General features: G+C 40.1%; 23 protein-coding genes. 20 read left to right on the top strand and 3 right to left on the bottom strand.

Going from position 1 to position 22528, the window contains the following annotated elements; translation table 11 throughout:
- Positions 1-11: 11 nt before the first annotated feature.
- A complete protein-coding gene (locus V3595_RS18955) occupies positions 12-167 on the bottom strand; it encodes a hypothetical protein (RefSeq protein WP_485908759.1) in 156 nt (51 codons plus the stop codon).
- Positions 168-613: 446 nt separating this feature from the next.
- On the opposite strand from V3595_RS18955, the gene V3595_RS18950 reads away from it, so the two are divergent.
- From V3595_RS18950 to V3595_RS18915, 8 genes are all read left to right on the top strand, one after another.
- Positions 614-907, top strand: a complete 294-nt coding sequence (locus V3595_RS18950; protein ID WP_485908758.1) for a hypothetical protein — start codon at positions 614-616, stop codon at positions 905-907.
- 620 nt (positions 908-1527) lie between these two features.
- On the top strand, positions 1528-1782 hold the full coding sequence (locus V3595_RS18945; RefSeq protein WP_485908757.1) for a GlsB/YeaQ/YmgE family stress response membrane protein: 255 nt from the start codon (positions 1528-1530) through the stop codon (positions 1780-1782).
- A 163-nt stretch (positions 1783-1945) separates the two neighbouring features.
- Complete coding sequence (locus V3595_RS18940; RefSeq protein ID WP_485908756.1) at positions 1946-2074, top strand: hypothetical protein; 129 nt, start codon at positions 1946-1948, stop codon at positions 2072-2074.
- Between the two features lie 353 nt (positions 2075-2427).
- Positions 2428-2538 (top strand): YjcZ family sporulation protein, encoded by a 111-nt coding sequence (locus tag V3595_RS18935; RefSeq protein ID WP_251543269.1) that lies wholly within the window; start codon positions 2428-2430, stop codon positions 2536-2538.
- 444 nt (positions 2539-2982) lie between these two features.
- Positions 2983-5157 carry a DNA topoisomerase III gene (locus V3595_RS18930; RefSeq protein ID WP_485908755.1) on the top strand — a complete coding sequence of 725 codons (2175 nt, stop codon included), beginning with the start codon at positions 2983-2985 and terminating at the stop codon, positions 5155-5157.
- Positions 5158-5259: 102 nt separating this feature from the next.
- Complete coding sequence (mntR, locus tag V3595_RS18925; RefSeq protein WP_063234342.1) at positions 5260-5688, top strand: transcriptional regulator MntR; 429 nt, start codon at positions 5260-5262, stop codon at positions 5686-5688.
- A gap of 175 nt (positions 5689-5863) precedes the next feature.
- On the top strand, positions 5864-6559 hold the full coding sequence (locus tag V3595_RS18920) for a class I SAM-dependent methyltransferase (RefSeq protein ID WP_485908754.1): 696 nt from the start codon (positions 5864-5866) through the stop codon (positions 6557-6559).
- On the top strand, positions 6559-7254 hold the full coding sequence (locus V3595_RS18915) for an AIM24 family protein (RefSeq protein ID WP_350299181.1): 696 nt from the start codon (positions 6559-6561) through the stop codon (positions 7252-7254). Before V3595_RS18920 ends, V3595_RS18915 begins: the two co-directional genes overlap by 1 nt.
- Before the next feature lie 108 nt (positions 7255-7362).
- On the opposite strand, the gene metA is transcribed toward V3595_RS18915, so the two are convergent.
- Positions 7363-8271: a homoserine O-acetyltransferase MetA gene (gene metA, locus V3595_RS18910; protein WP_485908753.1), complete on the bottom strand. Its 909-nt coding sequence runs from the start codon at positions 8269-8271 to the stop codon at positions 7363-7365.
- Positions 8272-8439: 168 nt separating this feature from the next.
- Between metA and V3595_RS18905 the strand changes: the two genes are divergently transcribed.
- The 9 genes from V3595_RS18905 (at position 8440) to V3595_RS18865 (ending at position 17782) form a co-directional block, all read left to right on the top strand.
- A complete protein-coding gene (locus V3595_RS18905) occupies positions 8440-8973 on the top strand; it encodes a hypothetical protein (protein ID WP_485908752.1) in 534 nt (177 codons plus the stop codon).
- 78 nt (positions 8974-9051) lie between these two features.
- Positions 9052-9528: a glutathione peroxidase gene (locus tag V3595_RS18900; protein WP_350299179.1), complete on the top strand. Its 477-nt coding sequence runs from the start codon at positions 9052-9054 to the stop codon at positions 9526-9528.
- Positions 9529-9668: 140 nt separating this feature from the next.
- Positions 9669-10514 carry a DegV family protein gene (locus V3595_RS18895; RefSeq protein WP_485908751.1) on the top strand — a complete coding sequence of 282 codons (846 nt, stop codon included), beginning with the start codon at positions 9669-9671 and terminating at the stop codon, positions 10512-10514.
- Between the two features lie 53 nt (positions 10515-10567).
- Positions 10568-11212: an HD domain-containing protein gene (locus V3595_RS18890; RefSeq protein ID WP_485908750.1), complete on the top strand. Its 645-nt coding sequence runs from the start codon at positions 10568-10570 to the stop codon at positions 11210-11212.
- A complete protein-coding gene (locus V3595_RS18885) occupies positions 11209-13086 on the top strand; it encodes an ABC-F family ATP-binding cassette domain-containing protein (RefSeq protein WP_485908749.1) in 1878 nt (625 codons plus the stop codon). Before V3595_RS18890 ends, V3595_RS18885 begins: the two co-directional genes overlap by 4 nt.
- Positions 13087-13216: 130 nt before the next feature.
- Positions 13217-14353: a conserved virulence factor C family protein gene (locus tag V3595_RS18880; RefSeq protein WP_485908748.1), complete on the top strand. Its 1137-nt coding sequence runs from the start codon at positions 13217-13219 to the stop codon at positions 14351-14353.
- A gap of 287 nt (positions 14354-14640) precedes the next feature.
- Positions 14641-16326, top strand: coding sequence for a dihydroxy-acid dehydratase (gene ilvD, locus V3595_RS18875; protein WP_485908747.1), 1686 nt, complete (start codon positions 14641-14643; stop codon positions 16324-16326).
- Between the two features lie 170 nt (positions 16327-16496).
- Positions 16497-16931 (top strand): BrxA/BrxB family bacilliredoxin, encoded by a 435-nt coding sequence (locus tag V3595_RS18870; RefSeq protein WP_485908746.1) that lies wholly within the window; start codon positions 16497-16499, stop codon positions 16929-16931.
- A 71-nt stretch (positions 16932-17002) separates the two neighbouring features.
- Positions 17003-17782: a class I SAM-dependent methyltransferase gene (locus V3595_RS18865; RefSeq protein WP_485908745.1), complete on the top strand. Its 780-nt coding sequence runs from the start codon at positions 17003-17005 to the stop codon at positions 17780-17782.
- Here V3595_RS18865 and ggt read toward each other — a convergent pair whose 3' ends face one another.
- On the bottom strand, positions 17783-19471 hold the full coding sequence (ggt, locus tag V3595_RS18860) for a gamma-glutamyltransferase (protein WP_485908744.1): 1689 nt from the start codon (positions 19469-19471) through the stop codon (positions 17783-17785).
- 447 nt (positions 19472-19918) lie between these two features.
- On the opposite strand from ggt, the gene V3595_RS18855 reads away from it, so the two are divergent.
- The 3 genes from V3595_RS18855 to V3595_RS18845 all read left to right on the top strand — a co-directional run bounded on the left by V3595_RS18855 (position 19919) and on the right by V3595_RS18845 (position 22379).
- On the top strand, positions 19919-20536 hold the full coding sequence (locus V3595_RS18855) for a YpjP family protein (RefSeq protein WP_413018485.1): 618 nt from the start codon (positions 19919-19921) through the stop codon (positions 20534-20536).
- A gap of 201 nt (positions 20537-20737) precedes the next feature.
- Positions 20738-21502: a TerC family protein gene (locus tag V3595_RS18850; protein WP_485908743.1), complete on the top strand. Its 765-nt coding sequence runs from the start codon at positions 20738-20740 to the stop codon at positions 21500-21502.
- A gap of 349 nt (positions 21503-21851) precedes the next feature.
- Entirely contained in the window at positions 21852-22379 is a 528-nt protein-coding gene (locus V3595_RS18845) for a dihydrofolate reductase family protein (protein ID WP_485908742.1), read from the top strand.
- Positions 22380-22528 lie beyond the last annotated feature (149 nt).

Below are 22528 nucleotides of genomic sequence, written 5' to 3'. Positions count from 1 at the left end.
TAATTTTAGGTTTATTTTGAAGCTGTCCCATCGCCATGCTCTTTAAAGATTACATGGCACGGAATGAAGATCGATTGCTTAGAAGCCGGATTATAACCAAAGCAGCTTTGCTTGTTTTCTCTTTGATAGGATGTGTACGATAAATATTGAAAGGATTGATTCTCCATTAATTTTCTTGGTTTAACCTACACTTCTGTAATGGAAAAAGCAATGTTTCGGGCTCATGATTGGTTATGCACAATATGCTCAAAAACAGGAGCAACGTCTAAAGTAGAACAAGAACGGGAACAGGACTATTTACAAAGCAGACGTATATTAGAGAGGATGAGAGCCAATTTTTTTTTGAAATGAATACCAATAAACAAAAACAGTTTAAATAATACTAATAAAACAAATGAGAGAGCAATCCTAAGATTGCTCTTATTGTCATGCAGTACAAACGTTCTTTAAGAGTTGCAAGTGAGAAACAGAAGTTTCATGTTTCTTTCGGAGAGACCTTCCTCTATTAATTGGGCGGTATCTTTATTTTTGGTTCTTGTATACTTTCTTTCACATGAGGAATGATAAGTAAAGATCAAAATGGTCATGAATAATTTACGAAAGGGGAATTACTATGAATAAAAAATGGTTTCTCATGCTAACAGGTATACTTTTATCCGCAATGATGGTAGTGGGATGTAACGTTGACCCGGATCCTGCTCCTCCTGAAGAAAATCAAAATCAGGTTGATGAAGATTTAGATAATACAAATGATCAAAATGACGGTACAAATCCTGAAAACGATACACCTGGCGTAGATGAAAATGATAACATGTTTAAAGATGATGAAGAAGATACCGATCAAGATCCAGAGGATCCAATAGAAGATCCAGAAGATATCCAGGATGAAGATAATAGAGATGATTAATTCAGATGGCTTTCTAATCTCTTACTAATACGCGCTGTAGGATTTTTAAATTCTAAAAAGCCTGAAGATCTATCTGATTTTCAGGCTTTTGCTGCTCCCAGGATGAAACTGGTTAAAAAATAGACTCTTTAGAAGCTGATGAAGCAGTTAAACAGGTTGCACCGTTGATATTTACTTTTTAAGATGTGGATAACTTATCAATAGATTTTTGCAGTTTTTCACTGTTTTTACTGTCTACATATACCAAAATACCCTATACAACATTTCGATGAAGGCAATTACGTTTAGTTATAATTTTTAGGGAGTCATTTATCTCCCTAGACTTTTAAAAATGTTAGAGAAATACCCCATGAACTTATCTAATACATATAGGTAGCTTTTTTCAACTGTTTTAAGATAAATGGGAAAAATGGGAGCTTTACCAATCCGTCCATTCAGTTTTCCTTTAGTATATTAATCAACATAGCCAACTTTTGAATGCTTTTTAGGTCTAAATAATAATTTTTTTTTAATACGGGGCCAAATATAAAGTATAACGGCAAGCTTATGAACTACATTAAAAATGCTTGAAAACTTATACGATTATGCTTTAAAAAGTGAATTTAAAAGGAAGAAGAAAAATGTCATTTTTATGGTCATTAATTATTGGAGGTATTATCGGCTGGTTAGCAGGTTTGATTATCGGGCGCGATATTCTGTTTGGTATTGTCGGTAATATCATTGCTGGTATCGTAGGAGCCTGGTTAGGCTCATTAATTCTAGGAAATTGGGGTCCAGTTGTTGCCGGCTATGCGATTATTCCAGCGTTAATTGGTGCTATAGTGTTGGTATTTATCTTGAGCTTGATCTTAAAAGGACTACGTAAAGCTTCTTAAACAGAATTAAAATACCTAAAGATGACCTTTAACAGGTCGATTCCTTCAAATTTTGATTTCTATATCAAAGTAAACATTCCTTTTAAATTGTACACTTAGATGCATGGTGAAACCTTTAATAGTGCATATTAATTTTTAGATTCATTGGAAGGAGTTAATCATCTTGAAAAAGCAAAATGAAAAGGATACTGAAGAAAGACAAGAGGAGGTACAAACAATTAATGATATTTCTAACTGCGAAAATAAGCAGCCGGTTCCTCAGCCTAAAGATTACGATGAAATAGAGTATTAAGATAAAGTAAACCCCGTGATAAATGTGTTTAAACCAATTCCTTCAGTAGCTAATTTAAGGGTACATTTTCGTATTCTATATACCCAGTCAATAATATGTAAATGATCACGTTACCCATCTAAAAAAGTTAATTGTATTAGTGGTTCTAGTTAAGTTCAGGTGCGTTAGCGCCATAACAGCCAATTGGAAAAACTTTCGGCTATTGGCTTTACAAGGTCACGAAGGATATTGCCATGCTGCAACGGATACTGCATCATTCCCATCCTTCGAGATTGGGTCATTTTCCTAATTAGAGCATACCATGATATAACCCACTTAAGTACCTCCTTAAAAATAAATAAGGAGATGTTTCTATGTCAGGTTGTGACCACGATTTTGACCACGGTTTTGGATTTGGTGGAGGTTTCGCCTTTATAGTCGTATTGTTTATACTTTTAATCATTGTTGGGTGTAGTTGTTTTTAAGGCGTATGTGTGTCCTTTATTATGGCGGCTTCTGCTAAAAATAATATGAAAAAAACCGACCAATAAAGGTCGGTTTTTTCTAATCCTTTAGCTTTTATATTAATAATATCAAAAAAATTAATTCCTCATCTTCGTCTAACCAAAGGAAGGCAAGAAAAGGAACATTCAACATTGTACTTGTTGTTTTTGTATAAAGCTCAATTCCCCCCTAACCTATGCTGACCATCCATTAGTGAAGCTTTTTTTTTTTGCAGATTAATCTGCCTATATTTGGACGGATTTTATCATAAGCCTGAAAATCCCACTAGTTCACCGAAAGTAAGCAATCATTTCATGCTTTCTACTATCAGTTCAGTAAAAACGAAGTCATATCTAGCCGATTGTGATAATTAAGGTATAATGATAGGGGAAAGATATTTTGTAACGGATTAGGTGAAGATGATCATGAAGCTAATCATTGCGGAGAAACCAGATCAAGGTTCAACGCTAGCAGCTCAATTTAAAACGAAGAAACAGCAAGGCTATATAGAAATCATGCCGACTGAACTTTTTCCCGATGGAGCTTATGTAACTTGGGCCGTCGGGCATTTATGTCAACTTGTTTCACCGGAAACCTATCATTCAAAATGGAAAAAATGGTCGATGGAAACGTTGCCGATGATTCCTGAGAAATTTCAATATAAAGTGACCCGACAAAAGGCAAAGCAATTCAATGTTGTGAAGACTTTGCTTAGGAAACCGGAAGTCGATGAAATCATTCATGCAGGTGATGCCGGGCGTGAAGGAGAATTGATTGTACGCAACATCGTTAACTTATGCAATGTCAATAAACCGATGAAACGTTTATGGATTTCCTCTTTGACCCCAAAAGCGATTTATGAGGGATTCCAAAATCTGAAAAGCGAGGAAAAAACCAGGCCGCTTTATTATGAAGCGTATACGAGAGCTTGCGCGGACTGGGTTGTGGGAATGAATGCGTCGAGAGCGTATAGTATTTTATTGAAACAAAGGGGAGTTTCGGATGTGTTTTCAGCTGGAAGGGTTCAGACACCGACTCTTGCCTTGATTGTGAAGCGGGAAATGGAAATTGAGCAATTCAAGTCTGAACCGTTCTGGGAAGTGTTCGCTGACTTCAAGATGGATGGAAAGAAATATCAGGGAAAATGGCAGCAGAACAATGATCCGAGAATAAAGACAAAAGAAATGGCTGATAAAATTGCCGCCTTTTGCAAGGGTAAGGAAGCTGAAATAGCTGAAATGGATACTGAAAGGAAAGAATTTCAGCCGCCTTTGTTATTTAATCTATCGTCATTGCAAGCGACAGTAAACAAGATTTATAAATATTCACCGAAACAGACGCTTGATATAGTACAAAGTTTATATCAAAAAGGGATCGTTTCTTATCCACGTTCAGACTCCAATTATGTGACGGAGGGGGAAGCCGAAACATTTCCTGATATTTTGCAAAAACTAAGCGGATTTTCAGAATATGAATCCCTGTTTCCTTTGCCACAACCAAACATCATGAATAATAAACGGTTTGTAAATGAAAAAAAAGTGACTGATCACTATGCAATTATCCCGACGGAGCAGGTAACAGACCCGAAGCGGCTTTCCGCCGAAGAACGGAATATATATGACTTGGTGGTACGCCGGTTGATTACGGCTCATTATGAGAAAGCCATTTTCGATTACACCACCATTAAAACGCTTGTCGATAAGCGTGCCGAATTCGTTTCTAAAGGCAAGCAGCAGATTCAAGAGGGATGGCGCAAAGTGATTTTCCAAAATGACAAGGATGATGATGATATCATTTTGCCGTCCGTTACCAAAGGAGATACTGGAAAGGTCGCCAATATAAAGGTGAAAGAAGGAAAAACCCAGCCTCCTAAGCGCTATACAGAAGGTCAGCTGATCACTTTGATGAAAACAGCCGGAAAGCATCTGGATAATGAAGAGTTAGAAAAAGTGCTGATGAAAACCGAGGGTCTCGGAACCGAAGCAACTCGGGCTGGCATCATTACCATGCTCAAAGACCGTAAATACATCAATGTCAAAAAAAATCAGGTTTTTGCGACAGATAAAGGGAAAGTGCTGATTACTGCCATCGGGGAGAAGATCCTGGCTTCACCTGAAATGACAGCCAAATGGGAACAGCGTTTGAGGGAAATCGGTGAAGGAAAGGCTTCAGCTGGCGGCTTTATGGAAGCTGTTAAAAAGATGTCAGCAAAAATCATCAGTGATGCCGTGGAATCATCGGAAAGCTGGGATTTCCAAGGACTGGACACCGAGTCGATTCAACGGAGCGGCCCTAAAAAAAGAAGCTCGGCATCTGTGGGTAGCTGTAAACTATGCGGTTCTAAGATTGTCGATAAAGGGGAATTCTATGGATGTATAAGTTATCAGAAAACAAAATGTAACTTCACTATCTCCAAAAAAATCCTTAATAAGAAAATCAGTCAAGCAAATATAAAAAAGCTGTTGGCGAGCGGTGAAACGGATTTGATAAGCGGTTTTAAAAAAGGGGAAAAGACCTTTGATGCCATTTTATCGTGGTCCGATTCTGAAAAGAAGATCAGTTTTACATTCCCAACAGAACAAAACGTCAAGCAAACTTGAGAAGAAACATCATTAAAGGCGCCCTGAGACTTATATCTTCTTGTTTCAGGGCCGTTTATATAGTAAAATTTTTAGATATGCGTTTGAATGGGAGGATTCCGAATGCCTACACCGAGCATGGAGGATTACATAGAACAAATTTATTTACTTATTGAAGAAAAAGGATATGCAAGAGTTTCCGATATTGCCGAAAATCTTTCCGTCCACCCATCTTCTGTTACAAAAATGGTTCAAAAACTGGATCAGGAAAAATATTTGATATATGAAAAGTACCGGGGTCTCGTTTTAACTGCAAATGGGAAAAAAGTTGGTAAAAGGCTCGTATACCGTCATGAACTTTTAGAACAGATGTTAAGGTTGATTGGGGTCAAGGAAGAAAATATTTATCATGATGTAGAGGGGATTGAACACCACCTTAGTTGGAATGCCATCGATAGGATTGGAGACCTGGTTGAATTCTTTGAAGAATCTCCTGACCGTGTCGAGGATTTACGAAAGATACAAAAAAGAAATGAAGAAAATTCAAAATAAGCTGCCGCTGGCAGTTTTTTTTTATGTATTTGAAAATCACTAAGGGGCGAGGTTTTAAAAGAGGATTTTTGAATTAAGAGCAGAATAGCTATAGGGAAGCCCCGGTATTTTGATTCGGCAAAATATTTTTCAGGAACTTATTTAGTTAGAGGTTAAATGGGAGGATGAATTTGAGATGAATTTACATACATGGCATGAAGAGTCGAAAAAGGAATGGGATGTTTTTGCACCTATGTGGGTGAAGAATTCGCAAGAAATGTGGGAAACGGGGAGCCGGAAAAACATTATTCCTTTCTTTTCTGAATTTGTACCTTCGGGAGTGAAGGTGGCTGACATAGGCTGTGGAGATGGAGTTGGTTCCTTAAAATTGGCCGAAGCGGGATATGAAGTAACCGGAGTTGATTTATCCAATGTGATGATTGAATTTGCAAAGGGAAAAACCGCTCAACAACCAGGACTTTCTTTCCTGCAAGGAGATTTTTATAATCTTCCATTCAAAGATGAAGAAATGGATGCGGCAATGGTCATTAATTCTTTGGAATATACGGGTGAACCATTAACGGTGATGAAGGAAATCCAACGGGTATTAAAGCCTGGAGGTTATGCCTGTTTTGGAATACTTGGTCCAACAGCTGAACCGCGAAAAAAATTCAGTTTTCAACGGTTATTAGGAGACCAAGTCATCATGAATACAATGCAGCCTTGGGAATTTGAAAAAATGGCTTTAGAAACGGGATGGAAGGCAGTAGCTGATACCGGCGTTGCAAAGAGAGGGGTGGACTATACAAAGCTGGGACATTTTTCAAAGGAATTAAAGCAAGCTGTATCGTTCATGTGGCTGTTCCTCCTGCAAAAAGAGGTGGGGCAGTGATGGAGAAGTATCAAATCGATCAATTCGTTGAAAAGACGAAACAGCAGGATAAAGGGCAAGGATTATTCGAACTTGAAACGGAACGAATCCTGGAGATTAATTTGGAAAAGCAGATCTGGGCAAAAATGGGGACGATGGTTTCTTATCGCGGCCATATTAAATTCGAGCGGGAAGGCATCTTGGAGCATGGTCTTGGTAAACTCTTTAAAAAGGCCTTAACTGGTGAGGGTGCATCATTGATGAAAGCGACCGGAAGCGGCAAGCTATACGTCGCGGATCAAGGGAAGAAGATTTCTATTTTACAGTTAAATGGTGAATCGATCTGTGTTAACGGAAATGACTTACTTGCATTTGAGCCGGGGATTTCATGGGATATAAAAATGATGCGGCGAATTGCCGGTTTATTGGCAGGGGGATTGTTCAACGTTAGGCTCGAGGGGAGAGGCATGGTCGCATTCACTTCTCATTATGAGCCGCTTACTTTAATGGTGGAACCTGGGAATCCGGTTTATACGGACCCGAATGCCACAGTAGCTTGGTCAGGGGAATTGCAGCCTGAATTCGTAACGGATGTTTCATTGAAGTCGTTTTTTGGAAGGGGAAGCGGCGAATCCGTTCAAATGAAATTCGAAGGACAAGGATTTGTGGTCGTCCAACCTTTTGAAGAGGTATATTTCGGTAATAAGGAATCATGAAAGAAACAACCTGAGTCAGATACTCAGGTTGTTTCCCATGATGATCGGATGTGTCTGCCATAAAAAAGCGATTCATTTCAAAGTGAAAGCTTCTTTTTTCTTACCCTTTCAATCCCACTCATAAGGGGTTGATTGGTAGACATAATAGTTCAGCCAATTCGAGAACATCAGGCTGCAATGGCTCTTCCAGCGGTGAAGAGGTATCCTGGTCGGATCGTTATCAGGAAAGTAATTTTCAGGGAGTTGCGTATTGATCCCGCGTTCCCTATCGCGCTTATATTCTTCACCTAGGGTATCGGCATCATACTCGAAATGGCCGGTAACCATAATTCTTTTTCCATCAACTGAAGCAGCCATCAATACACCAGCTTGATCGGACTGTGCGAGAACCTTCAATTCAGGATGGTTAACTAATTTTTGATAGTCAATATCCGTATAGCGTGAATGAGGGGCCATAAAATAATCATCGAATCCGCGGACTAGATTTTCATTCGGTTCAAGGACCTCATGAGTGTATACCCCGAAGCATTTCTCTGGAAGTTTGTATTTGCCTATTCCATAATGATGGTACAGGGCAGCTTGTGCCCCCCAACAGATATGTAGGGTGGATGTGACATTTTCACTTGACCAGTTCATGATGCTCTGCAGTTCTTCCCAATAATTAACGTCTGAAAATTCCAGCTTTTCCACTGGAGCGCCTGTAATGATCAAGCCGTCATATTTCTTCGTGCGAATATCATTAAATGATTTGTAAAATTGATCTAAATGAAATTTACTTGTGTTCTTTGATTCATGTGTGCTTAAGCGCAGGAATGATATATTTACTTGAATGGGAGTATTGCCAAGAAAGCGCAGTAACTGGGCCTCCGTTTTTTCTTTCTCTGGCATTAGGTTTAAAATTAATATATTCAATGGACGGATTTCCTGATTGGTAGCTCTTTCCTCATCCATTACGAAGATATTTTCCTGTTCTAAAATTTCCCTTGCTGGCAGTTGTTCCGGAATTCTGATTGGCATGATTAGCCTCCTTCTTCAAAAATCATAATATTTTAATTATATAGAAAATTATTGAATAGAAAAGCTATTTTAATAATTTCTTGTAAATCCCGAAGGAAATGGCCCGGGAATGGTAAAATGGGAAGATCATGAATACATAAACTTATAAGTTGGAGAGGTGTTTGGAGATTGTTTGATCCTACAGCATTTGAGAACATGAAAGTGGTATTGGAAGGAGCGGTTTACGATCGTGACTTCATTGGAGATATATTGGTCATAAACCGTGATGATATAGTGAATCTCTCAACCATGTCCAGATCATATAAGATTGAGATGGAATTGAAAAAAACAATGGCGCCTATTTCGATCAGCGGTGCCATCGAGTTACACGCTTCTCTCAAGAACCTAAGTTCGGAGTTACTCGATGCCGATATTGATGATACGCATACGGGCTGCACGGTCAATATTTTCATTTCTTTTCCCAAAAAGCTTGATGAAGTGAATGCTGAACAATTGTTGAACGACCTGGAAAAAATTTGGGGAGATCAAAGAATCATTACAGTGACGACCAGCGATACGGTCAGTAAAAAAATGCAACCAGTTACTTCATCTATATATAAAGTATCATTTGGAAGGCTTGTAAAAGAAGAGCAAATGGATGATTTGGAAGACATGGTAGAGTATTTGATTCAATCCATCCAAGCAGTGAAGATTCCAGGATGATAGGCAAAGGATAAAAGTTGGTAAACGTACCTTTAAATACGGTAAAATGAATCATCATACTAAAGGGAGAGATCATATATGTCCATTTACGAATTTGAAGTCAATAAAATTAATGGCGAAACCATCTCGCTTGAGGAATATAGAGGGAAAGTGATGATCATAGTGAATACCGCAAGCAAATGCGGTTTTTCGCCACAGTATGATGATTTGCAAAGCCTGTATGTGCAATATAAAGAGGATGGGGTTGTCGTACTTGGTTTTCCGTGTAATCAGTTTTTGAATCAGGAGCCTGGTGATGATCTGGAAATCGATTCATACTGCAAATTGAATCATGGTGTAACATTCCCGATGTTTGCCAAAGTGAATGTTAATGGAAAGGAAGCCCATCCCTTATTCAGCTATCTGACTGAAAATGCTCCTGGAGTGATGGGGTCCAAATCAATAAAATGGAATTTTACAAAGTTCTTGATTGACCGAGATGGAAATATCGTCAGCCGGTATGCGCCTAAAACAAAACCTCTGGAAATGGAAGAGGATATAAAAAAATTATTATGAGGAATGATATCGAGTCCAACGGAAGCTTCAGTTGGGCTCTTTTTTTGAGATAAGAAATTTAATGCATGCATCCGTTTTTTTGAGGGGACAGATGGTTGGGATGTTGAATATAATGGAAGACACAAATGAGGGGGGAAAACATGGAACGAATTGCATGGGTAACAGACAGTACGGGAACTTTAGATGAAGAATTATCATTGAATGAACATGTATACGTCGTTCCGATGGTCGTCATCATCGATGGGAAGGAATATGAAGATGGCGTCGACCTATTACCTGAGGAATTATACCGGCGGATGAGTGAGGATAAAATCACCGCCACTACGTCACAGCCGTCGGTCGGAAGATTCCAGGAGTTATATAAGGAGCTTGAAAAAAGCTATGATCGAATCATAGCCGTACACCTTTCAAGTGAATTGAGCGGCACCGTTTCCGCGAGCAGGCAAGCTGCACAAATGGTTACAATCCCCGTTGACGTTTTTGATACTTTACTTATTTCCTTTCCGATGCTATTAATCTTGAAACGGCTCATGCATCATATGGATAATGGCGATACAATCAATGAGGCTTTCGTCAAAACGAGAATGTATGCGGATAACCATGAAACCTATGTATTAATAGGTTCTTTAGATCAGCTGCACCGCAGCGGCAGACTAACAAACGCACAGTATATTCTAGGAAGCCTGTTGAGCTTTAAACCCATCATTTCAATCGAAAACGGTGTGCTTCATACTAAATCTAAACCCCGGAACCTTAAAAAAGCGGAAAAACAGATCTTCACTGATTTTCGCAGATCAGTCGAAGCGGGAAAAGTAAAAGAATGCACCATATTATATGGTGCAGTGTCGGAGCAGGCACACAGATGGAAAAAGATGATATCCGAAGAATTTCCTCATGTGTTGACCCATGTATCCCCACTTGGCAGTGCCATCGGGGTGCATACCGGTGAACAGACGATTGGAATCAGTTGGTTCAATGAAGATTAAAGCACACCATTATTGAGAACCATGGTAAAATAGATAGGACATGGAGTGGTGAAATGAAACAAACGATGATTGAATTAACGGAGAAGTATGTATATGACCAATTGAATTCTGATGCCAGCGGCCATGATTGGTTCCATATCAATCGTGTACGTAAGCTGGCTTTACATATTGCAAAAGAAGAACGAAAAGGGAATGAGTTCATCATTGAATTGGCGGCTCTGCTTCATGATATCCCGGATGATAAATTAAACCAGGAAGCCGATGGAGGCTGGAAAAAGCTTGATGCTTGGTTTGATGAAATAAAGTTGGATAATGATAGTGTGGATGCCATCAAACAGATCATCAATACAATTTCATATAGTGCAGGGCAGTTGAAGCTTCCCTCGATTGAGGCTGAAATTGTTCAGGATGCGGACCGCTTGGATGCAATTGGTGCCATTGGCATAGCCAGGACATTTGCATTTGGCGGAAAAAAGGGACAACTTATGTATGATCCTTCATTGCCCATAAGGGAAAACATGACCAAGAAGGAATACAGGAATGGCAAAAGCTCTTCCATTCATCACTTTCATGAAAAGTTATTGCGTTTGCAAGATATGCTCAATACTTGTACAGCCAAGAAGATTGCAAGTGAAAGGCATGAATATATGATTGGATTTTTAGAGGAATTTAATAAGGAATGGGATGTACGATTATGAAAGTTTTTAGCATGGAAAATGTAATGAAAACCCAAGGGGAAAAGCTGCTTTTTAAAGATGTCTCTTTTTCCATTACCGAAGGGGAGAAAATCGGGATCGTTGGAATAAACGGCACCGGTAAATCGACATTATTAAATATTATCGCAGGATTGGAAGACAGTGATTTAGGAACGAAGGATCACCCGAATGATTACACGATTTCCTATCTATCCCAAGACCCTCATTTTGATGAGAAATTGACGATCATGGAATATATGTATGAAAGTTCAACTCCTGTATTTTCGTTGATTAAAGAATATGAAAAGACGCTCGTTCAACTCCAGGTAGATCCGCAGAATGGCGCAGTACAAGACCGTTTGTTAAAACAGCAGCAGGATATGGACACGCTTGGCGCCTGGGATACAAGTGCCAATGCCAGAACGATTCTGACCAAGCTTGGTCTTCCTGATCACTCAAGGAAATTGGGGGAACTGTCAGGTGGCCAAAAAAAACGTGCGGCCCTGGCAAAAACCTTGATTGAGACCCCTGATTTACTGATTTTGGATGAGCCTACCAACCATCTCGATTTCGAAAGTATCACTTGGCTTGAAGAATATTTGGGGAAATATCAAAAGTCCGTTTTATTTGTAACCCATGATCGATATTTCCTTGATCGTGTGTCCAATAAGATTTGGGAAATTGCCCAAACGCAGCTTTTCGAATACAAAGGAAACTATGCGGATTATTTAGAATCAAAGGCCATTCGTGAAGAGAACGAGTCAGCTGAAAGAACGAAAAAGGAAAGTCTATTCAAAAAAGAACTGGCCTGGATCCGTAAAGGAGCCAAGGCCCGTACAACGAAACAAAAGGCCAGGATCCAACGCTTCGAAACATTGGAATCAGGTGTAAAGGATAAGCAGAAAACCGAGAACCTGGAAATGGAATTAAGCGGTGCCCGTCTTGGGAAAAAGGTGCTTGAGATGCAGGATGTTTCTAAATCCTTCGGTGATCGAACCATCATCAACCATTTCTCCTTCCTTTTCAAACCGGGTGATCGCATTGGGATCGTCGGTAATAATGGCAGTGGAAAGTCAACCTTGTTAAATATCCTGGCCGGACGGGAATCCATTGATGAAGGTAACCTGGAAAAAGGGCAAACCGTGAAAATAGGCTACTATACGCAAGAAAGCGTCGATATGGATGAGAATTTGCGCATGATAGAGTATATTCGTGAAACGGCGGATTCCATCGCCCTTAAAGATGGCAGTTTCATATCGGCTGCGCAGATGCTTGAAAGGTTCTTGTTTCCAATGGGATCGCATGGAACGCCAATCCGCAAGCTGTCCGGTGGGGAGAAAAGGCGATTATATCTCCTTAACATATTGATGTCGGCACCTAATGTCCTGCTTTTGGATGAACCGACGAATGATTTGGACACGCAAACCTTGACCGTTCTGGAGGATTATTTAGAAACGTTTTCAGGTGTAGTCATTACCGTATCACATGATAGGTATTTCCTGGATAAGACGTGCCATCAGCTTCTTGTTTTCAAGAATAAAGGTGAAATTGATTTCTATTACGGCAATTATTCAGAGTTCTTGGAAGAAAAGACGGAAGTGACCGTGCCGGTAAAAGCACCGGAACCTCAGATGAACCGGACCGAAAAGAAAAAGAAAAAACTGACCTATGCGGAAAGTAAGGAATGGGAAGGAATCGAAGGGAACATGGAACGGGCCGAGCTGCGCCTGAAAGACATAACATCAGAAATGTCAGCGGCGGGAAGCGATTTTGAAAAAGTCCGCCTGCTGCTTGAAGAAGAAAAGGAACTAACGGATAAATTAGAGCATTTGATGGAAAGATGGACATATTTAGCGGAAAAATTGGAAGAGGAATGAGCGTGGAGACTGGTCCAAGGGAGCAAACTTGGATCGGTCTTTTTTTTGCCAATCTCAATTGCATGAGAATCTGTTGCCGATGTGATAATATCTAGTACATGGAAACGTCTTGTAAAAGGAGAGAAATGCATTGAAAATTAAGTCGATAGAACCTACACCAAGTCCGAATACAATGAAAATCAACTTAACTGAAGAGCTATTAGCTGGTAAAAGCAATAATTATAAGAAAGATCAAGCTGATCAGGCACCCCAGCTGATCAAAGATTTATTTACGATCGAGGGAGTGAAAGGGGTATATCATGTTGCGGACTTCTTAGCCGTTGAGCGGAATGCGAAATATGATTGGAAAGATATCTTGGTCCAAATCCGTCAGGTTTTCGGGGAAAAAACCGAAGAACAAAATCAACAAACAACATTAAATGAACATTACGGAGAAGTAACTGTTGCCATTCAACAATTCAAGGGCATTCCGATGCAAATTAAAGCTAGTGATAGCTTACACGAAAAACGTTTTGCCTTACCGGATTATTTCATAAAGGGCATTGCCGCTGCCCAAAAAGAAGATGACAATGTAGTCCTGCTTCGAAAATGGAAGGATTATGGCGTAAGATATGGTGATATGGAAGATATCGTGAAGGAAGTATCGGACGAGCTGATTGCAGCTTATCCGGAAGAACGAATTAATCGGCTAGTAGCCGCTGCAAATGAAATGGTGGATACGAAGGAAGCATTTTTGAAACGACCAAAAATTAAACTGACTGCAGAAATGCTGAATGACGAAAGCTGGGAAAAGCGTTATCAGGCTTTAGAACAAATGGAAGATCCAACGGTTGATGATATACCCGTATTGGACATGGCACTCTCCGACAGTAAGGTCTCCATTCGAAGGCTCGCGGTCGTATACTTGGGTATGATCGAGGATAGAAAAGTGCTCCCGAGCTTGTATAAAGCATTGAAAGATAAAAGTGCGGCCGTAAGACGAACGGCTGGTGATTGTTTATCAGATCTTGGCTTTGAAGAAGCGATGGGAGAAATGTCTCAATCACTTTCGGATAAAAATAAATTGGTTAGATGGAGGGCGGCGATGTTTTTATACGAAGTGGGAAATGAAACGACCCTCCCTTATCTTAAGCAAGCGGAACAGGATCCTGAATTCGAAGTGGCCCTTCAGGTCAAGATGGCCATTGACCGTATAGAAAATGGGGAAGAAGCAAAAGGTTCGGTTTGGAAGCAAATGACAGAATCAAGACAAGTGAATGACAAGTGATTTGGAATAACCCAGGCAAAAGGCATGCGGATGATTTAATCCGCATGCCTTTTTATTTTTGCGAATCATTTCCAGTCGTTTGACATAAGTTCCCCTCAGGTCGAATCCCAAAACATTAGTTTCTAAGATATAAATTTGATCTCTATTATTTTAGTAAAATGATTTTTGTAGAAATTTAGTGTTGAATGGTTGCATTTGTATGTAAATATGTTAGAATTTTTAGAGTATACTAAAAATTATATTATATTGAATCATTAAACATTTAGTGGAAATTGGGGGTACAACAAATGTCTACATCAAATATGAGAAGCGACATGATTACAAAAGGGGTCGATCGAGCTCCACATAGAAGTCTGCTGCGGGCAGCAGGGGTTAAAGAAGAAGATTTCGGTAAACCGTTCATCGCGGTTTGTAATTCATACATCGATATCGTTCCAGGTCATGTCCACCTTCAGGAATTCGGAAAAATAGTGAAGGAAGCGATTCGCGAAGCGGGCGGTGTTCCTTTCGAATTTAATACGATCGGGGTAGACGATGGAATTGCAATGGGTCATATTGGTATGCGCTATTCCTTACCAAGCCGTGAAATCATCGCAGATTCCGTGGAAACTGTTGTATCGGCACATTGGTTTGACGGTATGGTCTGCATACCAAACTGTGACAAGATAACGCCGGGAATGATGATGGGAGCACTTCGTGTCAATATTCCTACAATATTCGTAAGCGGCGGACCCATGAAAGCAGGTAAAGATAAAAATGGTAAATCTCTTTCATTAACATCCGTTTTTGAAGGGGTGGGTGCTTATCAAGCAGGTAATATCAATGAAGAGGATTTGCAGGAAATCGAGCAAGTTGCATGCCCTACTTGCGGTTCTTGTTCAGGAATGTTCACAGCAAACTCCATGAACTGCCTGGCTGAAGGATTAGGACTTGCACTTCCGGGAAATGGAACGATTTTGGCGGTAGCCGAAGAACGTAAGGAATTCGTTAAGAAATCCGCTAAACAGCTGATGGAGATAATCAAACAGGATATCAAGCCTCGTGATATCGTTACGATTGAAGCAATTGATAACGCATTTGCATTGGATATGGCGATGGGCGGTTCGACCAACACCGTTCTTCATACACTTGCATTGGCACATGAAGCAGGTTTTGAATATCCGATGGAACGCATAAATGAAATAGCTAACCGCGTACCGCATCTAGCGAAAATAGCACCGGCATCCGATTATCATATTGAAGATGTACATAATGCCGGTGGGGTAAGTGCCGTCATTAATGAGTTACTCAAAAAACCAGGTGCCTTTAATGGAGATTGCCTTTCTGTCTCAGGTAAAACGCTCCGCGAAAATGTTGCTGGTTGTGAAATATTGGACAAGGATGTAATCCATCCATTGGATAATCCGCATTCTGAGCGTGGCGGGCTTGCTGTATTGTTCGGTAACCTTGCTCCTCAAGGTTCCATCGTAAAAGTGGGCGCGGTTGACGCATCAGTTGGTGGCTACCACAGAGGTCCTGCCATTTGTTTCGATTCCCAGGAAGATGCTCTTTCCGGGATCATTACCGGTAAGGTTAAAGAAGGGGATGTAGTGGTCATTCGTTACGAAGGGCCTAAAGGTGGGCCGGGTATGCCGGAAATGTTGGCACCAACTTCCCAAATCGTCGGAAGGGGACTTGGAGCGAAAGTCGGTTTGATCACTGATGGCCGCTTTTCAGGCGCATCTCGAGGCATCAGCATTGGTCATATATCCCCTGAAGCAGCTGAGGGAGGCCCAATTGCCTTTGTTGAAGATGGTGATATCATCGAATTGGATTTGAATAATCGCAAAATCCAATTGGAAATTTCCGATGAAGAATTCGAAAAACGCAAAGCGAATTGGAAAGGCTTCGAGTCAAAAGTCAGAACAGGCTATTTAGCACGTTATTCCAAACTTGTAACGAATGCCAGCTCAGGCGGAGTGATGAAAGTTTAAGTTAAAAGGAAGACTAAAACATGGTGGCAGAATGAAAGTGGATTCTATCACCATGTTTCTTTGTGAGGAACAATGAATTTTACAAAGCTTTAAGCGTCATTTTTGCATATTCACTTAACAATATAGTATGATTATTCTAATTGAAGAAATGTAACCAAGGGGGTTTTTTTATGTCAATGGCATATGATGAATACATGAAACAAATGGTGAAACCAATGCGTGCGGAACTGGTGCAAGCAGGTTTTGATGAGTTGGAATCCGCTGAAGCGGTTGAAAACTTTATGGAATCGGTAGAAGGTACGACACTTGTGGTCGTGAATTCCGTTTGCGGCTGTGCTGCAGGGTTAGCCCGTCCAGCTGCTACTCAAGCCGTACTGCAAGCAGACAATAAGCCAGATCATTTGGTAACTGTATTTGCCGGCCAAGATAAGGAAGCGACAGCTAAAATGCGGGAATACTTCGATGGAATAGAACCTTCTTCACCATCAATGGCTCTTTTAAAGGGCACAGAGGTCGTACATTTCATTCCACGACATGATATAGAAGGACAGCCAATGGAAGCTATCATGGAAAATTTATTGGCAGCGTTCAGTCAAGTAAAATAAGTGATAAAGCGGAATGTCCTGGAAACAGGGCATTCTTTTCAAATTTAAGAGAGTATGAAGGGGTAGGATCCATGTTTGTCACAACAGTAGGAAGAGCCGATAAAGAAACGATGATATTAGCGAAAAAGTTAGCTGAAGAATTACATATCCCCTTTATAGCCCGAAGAAAACGATCGGTGAGAGATATCCAAGCGGAACAGAATGAAGATGATTGCCTTGTTTTTGGTAAAAAGCGGATGGAGTTATATCGATACCAGGAAAAAGAACCATTCTTTTTCCACCCGAACCTAGCGATGATCCGTATAAAAAGAATAATGCGCGGAGAGAGTGATCCATTTCTCATTGCCGGAGATATAAATGTAGGGAACTCTGTGCTTGATTGTACCTTGGGTTTGGGCTCTGATGCGATTGTCGCAAGTTTCGCAGTGGGTGAACATGGACAGGTTGTCGCATTGGAAGGAAATCAATATTTGGCCTTGCTCGTGGACCATGGGATGAAGACATGGGAGGATGCAGAAGAAACGATGATTTCGGCGATGAGAAGAATAGAGGTCATGCAAGGTGATCATTACGAAATTTTGAAAACATTGCCGGATAATCATTTTGATGTCGTATATTTCGATCCCATGTTTGAAGAAACGATTCAGGAATCGAATGGGATCAGGGGACTGACTCATTTTGCGGAAGGTAAGTCTTTATCTGTGGAAATAATGAAAGAAGCCAAGCGGGTTGCACGAAAGAGAGTCGTGTTGAAAGACCATTTTCGCAGCTCCCGCTTTGAGGAATTTGGATTTGACGTAATAAAGAGAAAAACATCCAAATTTCATTTTGGCTTCATTTCCATTCAGTGATCAAGATTTATAATCTGTTTCGTCCAGGCCCATGGCACAGCCTTCTCGGCTTGAATCGGCAGCACCATAGTTAGAGCCATCAGGGTTGATTTGAATCGCTTGGACATTCCCTATGGAGTGGGGAACTTCATTAAAGGCGAAGCCCATTGCTTCCAAGTGGCCTTTGCTGGTCATATCAATTCCTGGTTCCCATTCAATATGAGGGCCCATTGGAGTGAAAATTCTAGGTTCTTCGATGGCTGCTTTCAAATCCATTTTCATATCGAGTACATTGATGATCGTTTGCACGACTGAACTGATGATGGTTGGTCCTCCAGGTGAACCCAGCGTCAAGATCGGCTCGCCGTCTTTAAAGATGATGGTCGGGCTTTTACAGCTGACTGGGCGTTTATTGGGCTGCACTTCATTCATGCCGCCTGGAATGGAATCGAAATCAGTCAGTTCGTTATTCAGCATGAAACCATAGTCAGAAACCATAATGCCTGATCCGAATGGATGTTCCACTGTAGACGTGCATGCTGCGATATTCCCCCATCTGTCACGGACGGTGAAGTGTGTGGTTTCACTGATATCCTCTTCATTAGGCTGAGGAATGACTTCCCTTTGCTTCACGGAATCATAAATCCAAGGGTTTCCGAAGTCAATGGCATTATTTCTTGTTTTGAAATTAATGAATGAACGTCGTTTAGCTATATACTCATCATGCATTAGACCCGCCAATGGCAATTCGGCAAATTCGGGATCAGCGAGAAATGCCTTTTTGTCTGTAAATGCCAGACGCATCGCTTCTGCAATTAAATAATATTTTTCCCAAGAACGGACGTCATATTGTTCTATATGGAAGCTCTCCAATATTTTCAGGATTTGGATGACCGTGAAGCCGCCAGCACTTGGGGCATTTGATGACGCAATTAGATAATCCTTATAAGTCCCATACATTGGTACATCGATAGTAGCTTTATAGTCCTTTAAATCAGAAAGCTCCATGAACCCTCCAAGCTCCTGTATACAGGAAATGATGCCTTCTCCGATTTCACCTTCATAAAAAGCGGAAATTCCTTCACGTTGTAAGATCCGATAGGTATTCGCCAGCTTTTCTTTTATCAGCAAATCGCCATCCTGATAGGGTTTTCCGTTTGGTATGAAGAACCTACGCGCTTCTTCGCCCAATCGATATTCAAAATTTTTAAGAGCGTCGCAAAGAACCCAATTGACGGGAACTCCTTTTTCTGCAAATTCAATGGATGGCTCGATGAGGTCCGCTAATGGCTTACTGCCATTTTCAGCGAGTGCTTCATCCATAGCTTTCAGTATTCCGGGTATGCCTACCGCTGTGGCTTTGATCGATCTTTCTTTAAATGGGATGACTTCCCCTTTTTCATCAAGAAACATGTCTCGATGTGCGGCTTTAGGTGCTCTTACATGGCCATCGTATATTTTCGTTTCCTTATCTTTAGCGTTATATACCATTAGGAAACCACTTCCGCCGATACCGGTCATCATGGGTTCCACAATATTCAGGGCAAATTGGATGGCGACCGCCGCATCGACAGCATTTCCACCTTCACGTAATATTTTTTCCCCTATGGAGGTGGCTACCGGATGAGCTGTAACGACCATTCCGGCGCCCCCTGTAGCTGTTTCCCTTTTGTAATCCTTATCTTTAATGATCTCATTATTGTTTTCCAAAATAATTCCTCCATTATTCAGTCCTTTTATCTGCCAAAAGGTAAGGCTTATGTTTGAATGAAAAGAAAACCTTGTCATTGTAGAAGAATGACAAGGAGATTTTTCGTAGGTATTCATTTATTCTTAATCAGCAAATGATAAATATACGAAAAATGCTAATGTTACAAGACATAAAGCCACCATGGCAGTCGAAGCCATATAAGACCCCTCCTTAAAAAGACTTGAATCTAATTAATTTCTCCAAAAATCGTCAAAATCCTTCATTTAAATGTAAATTTATTGATATTTAATAAAAAAGTTCGAATTCATTTCGAGTTCATAAACTTTATATAGGTATTTATCCTTTTTTTTGATTTTTAAAACATGGGTAACTATATATTCGTAATTACCAAAAAATAAAAGTATACTAAATATAAAGACAATACAAAAAAGGAGGGGGAGTGTGATTTGAAAGCGGCGGTTTGGTTCAGGAAAAGTCTCGTCATTTTAGTATCCGTTTTAACGTTTGGTCTTGTCACTCCTTCAGATCTGGCGTGGCTTGCGGAAGCCGATTCGTTAAAGGATACTAAAAAAGGGTTAGTGGAAGAAGAGGGATTATCCTATCTTCCTTCGCAAAATTCGACTGAACTAGAAGAGGAATTCAACCGGGAAGAATTTTTATCGGGCATAATGAATAAGGCAGAGGAAAACGCATTTGTGAAATTTGGCGATAAGATCAATCCTAAAATTGGCGATGAGTTCAAAATGGCCATATTACCAAAAATCGAAGAAGCCATTACCGAAATGGCTGCCCAATTTCCAGATGAAAAATTACAGCAATTAACCATCACTGAGCAGCCGAGTGCGGGCAGGGCCGAAAAAATATTTCATATTTATGATTCAAATAGCGGCAAGGATATCATCAGATTCCATGTCAGGCAGGAAAATCCTCCACTGGAAGGGTATTGGTTCGATTTTCATTATCATACCCATCATGATTCATTTGCCACCCATTATAATATAGGGAAAATATATTGGGATAAAAATACGCCGCCAGAGTGGACGAGTAAACAAAGGATCTCATAGCGGTTGGTTTCGTTGATTTTATGTAAGTGTAAGAGTATGATGAAAATGAAATGAATTTCTAATAGCATCGAAATGATACGTTGTCATGCAACGTATTTATTTTGTGTTGAAATAAAAGCAGAGTTTTTATCATTGCGGGGAACAATGTTATTTTAAAAGGTTTTCTAATTTTGCTGTTATAGTAGCAGAGGAGTCTTTATCATGTCAGAGTTATTAAATAACATCATGCAAACGTATGCACAGTTTTTTGACTGGCATATGTGGGTGGAGGTTTTATCCGACCCGGTGAGCTGGGGATTGATTGGAACGCTCGTATTAATGGAAGGGTTGCTATCAGCGGACAACGCTTTGGTATTAGCTGTAATGGTCAGGCACCTTCCGGAAAAACAACGGAAAAAAGCACTTTTTTACGGTTTATTAGGTGCTTACGCTTTTAGATTTATAGCGATTGGAATCGGTGTTTTCCTCATTAAGCTTTGGTGGGTGAAGGTAATTGGGGCCGCCTATCTTGGTTGGCTCTCATTTAAATACTTTAGGGATAAAAGAAAAAAACAAGCTGATGAAGATATTCAGGGAATGAGTAAAAACAGCATACTGATCCGTATGTTTGGTACCTTATGGGGAACGGTTGCGGCAGTGGAATTGATGGATATAGCATTTTCCGTCGATAGTGTCTTGGCCGCATTCGGGGTGAGTGAAAAAGTCTGGGTGCTTTTGACAGGCGGAATGATTGGTGTCTTGATGATGCGGGGAGTGGCGGGATTATTTCTAAAATTGATAGATAAGGTTCCTGAATTGGAAACTGCCGCATATGTCCTTATCGGATTCATTGCTATAAAAATGTTATTGGCCGTTGCAAGGATAGAAATCCCGCCTGCGATCTTTTTTGCATTTATTTTACTGATTTTCGGCACCACGATCGTATTCCATTTGAAGAAAGGGAAAAAGCTCAAGGAACATGGTTGAGCACTATTTAAAAAAGCTGTCATCTAAAATGATGGCAGCTTTTTGTCGCAAAAGTTTCAGAATGGTATCATCCCGAAGCCCTTTTACGATTTTTTGTTCATAATTCGACTTCCCCAATTACGAATATTACCATTTCTCGATCTTTCCAAAAAAAGCTCATTGTTTTATCGATTGAATTCCTTTATCTTCTTCAACTAACGACGCAGGTTAGTGAAAGAAGGGGAATCAAATGTAGTGGAGAATTAATCTTGTTAGAATCTTATTTTACCTGGGGAAGTATCAATGGAATTACGAGATGGTTTATATGAAAGAAATATCAAGTTTATGTTCCGAGGGGGATCTGTTGTTGATGAAAAAACAGCGTAACATTATTTTATACATTGGTACTTCAATTGATGGCTATATTGCAAATGATGACGGTACATTAAAGTGGTTAGAATCAACAGAAGTAGAAGGAGACTCTGGCTATAAATCACTACTGGAAAGAATTGACACTGTTGTAATGGGAAAAGGAACTTATGATGTCATTCGTGGATTTGATATGAATTATCCTTATAGTGAATATAAAAATTATGTATTTTCTAAATCTGTTAGTGGCTCAGATGAATATGCTACATTTATTGATGAAGATGTCAAAACTTTCATTAAAAATATAAAACATAAGCCTGGTAAAGATATATGGTTAATTGGTGGAGGAAACTTAGCACGTGAATTTTTTAAAGAAAGTTTAATTGATGAATTCCAGCTAGCCATTGCACCCATTATTTTAGGGAAAGGAATCTCCCTTTATATCGGAGATGATATTACTGTAAATTTCACATTAACCAAAGTACAAAAATTAGGTCAACTTGCAATGCTTCATTATATTAAAAAATAATTACGCGCTTTGCCCGCAGGAGTCTCGCACACCCCTTCCAATCAACTGGAACGTTTTTTTGAGGGTTAAGTAAATCTGATCGTTGATTTCCACTCCAGGCACTCGCTTTCCGCGGGCGGTCCGGCAGACAGTCGGCGGAAAGGGAGCGG

It is taken from the genome of Bacillus sp. CFBP9009 (assembly GCF_036541465.1).
Taxonomy (GTDB): domain Bacteria; phylum Bacillota; class Bacilli; order Bacillales; family DSM-1321; genus Peribacillus.
The sequence above is the reverse complement of the archived record's forward strand: the minus strand, read 5'-3'. Positions and strand labels throughout refer to the sequence as shown.

Coding starts and splice junctions, on each gene's coding strand:
- V3595_RS18900 (WP_350299179.1), top strand. CDS start 9,052: ATGTCCATTTACGAATTTGAAGTCAATAAAATTAATGGCGAAACCATC.
- V3595_RS18950 (WP_485908758.1), top strand. CDS start 614: ATGAATAAAAAATGGTTTCTCATGCTAACAGGTATACTTTTATCCGCA.
- V3595_RS18930 (WP_485908755.1), top strand. CDS start 2,983: ATGAAGCTAATCATTGCGGAGAAACCAGATCAAGGTTCAACGCTAGCA.
- V3595_RS18915 (WP_350299181.1), top strand. CDS start 6,559: ATGGAGAAGTATCAAATCGATCAATTCGTTGAAAAGACGAAACAGCAG.
- V3595_RS18955 (WP_485908759.1), bottom strand. CDS start 167: ATGGAGAATCAATCCTTTCAATATTTATCGTACACATCCTATCAAAGA.
- V3595_RS18935 (WP_251543269.1), top strand. CDS start 2,428: ATGTCAGGTTGTGACCACGATTTTGACCACGGTTTTGGATTTGGTGGA.
- metA (WP_485908753.1), bottom strand. CDS start 8,271: ATGCCAATCAGAATTCCGGAACAACTGCCAGCAAGGGAAATTTTAGAA.
- mntR (WP_063234342.1), top strand. CDS start 5,260: ATGCCTACACCGAGCATGGAGGATTACATAGAACAAATTTATTTACTT.
- ilvD (WP_485908747.1), top strand. CDS start 14,641: ATGTCTACATCAAATATGAGAAGCGACATGATTACAAAAGGGGTCGAT.
- V3595_RS18920 (WP_485908754.1), top strand. CDS start 5,864: ATGAATTTACATACATGGCATGAAGAGTCGAAAAAGGAATGGGATGTT.
- V3595_RS18895 (WP_485908751.1), top strand. CDS start 9,669: ATGGAACGAATTGCATGGGTAACAGACAGTACGGGAACTTTAGATGAA.
- V3595_RS18865 (WP_485908745.1), top strand. CDS start 17,003: ATGTTTGTCACAACAGTAGGAAGAGCCGATAAAGAAACGATGATATTA.
- V3595_RS18945 (WP_485908757.1), top strand. CDS start 1,528: ATGTCATTTTTATGGTCATTAATTATTGGAGGTATTATCGGCTGGTTA.
- V3595_RS18850 (WP_485908743.1), top strand. CDS start 20,738: ATGTCAGAGTTATTAAATAACATCATGCAAACGTATGCACAGTTTTTT.
- V3595_RS18885 (WP_485908749.1), top strand. CDS start 11,209: ATGAAAGTTTTTAGCATGGAAAATGTAATGAAAACCCAAGGGGAAAAG.
- V3595_RS18845 (WP_485908742.1), top strand. CDS start 21,852: ATGAAAAAACAGCGTAACATTATTTTATACATTGGTACTTCAATTGAT.
- V3595_RS18870 (WP_485908746.1), top strand. CDS start 16,497: ATGTCAATGGCATATGATGAATACATGAAACAAATGGTGAAACCAATG.
- V3595_RS18890 (WP_485908750.1), top strand. CDS start 10,568: ATGAAACAAACGATGATTGAATTAACGGAGAAGTATGTATATGACCAA.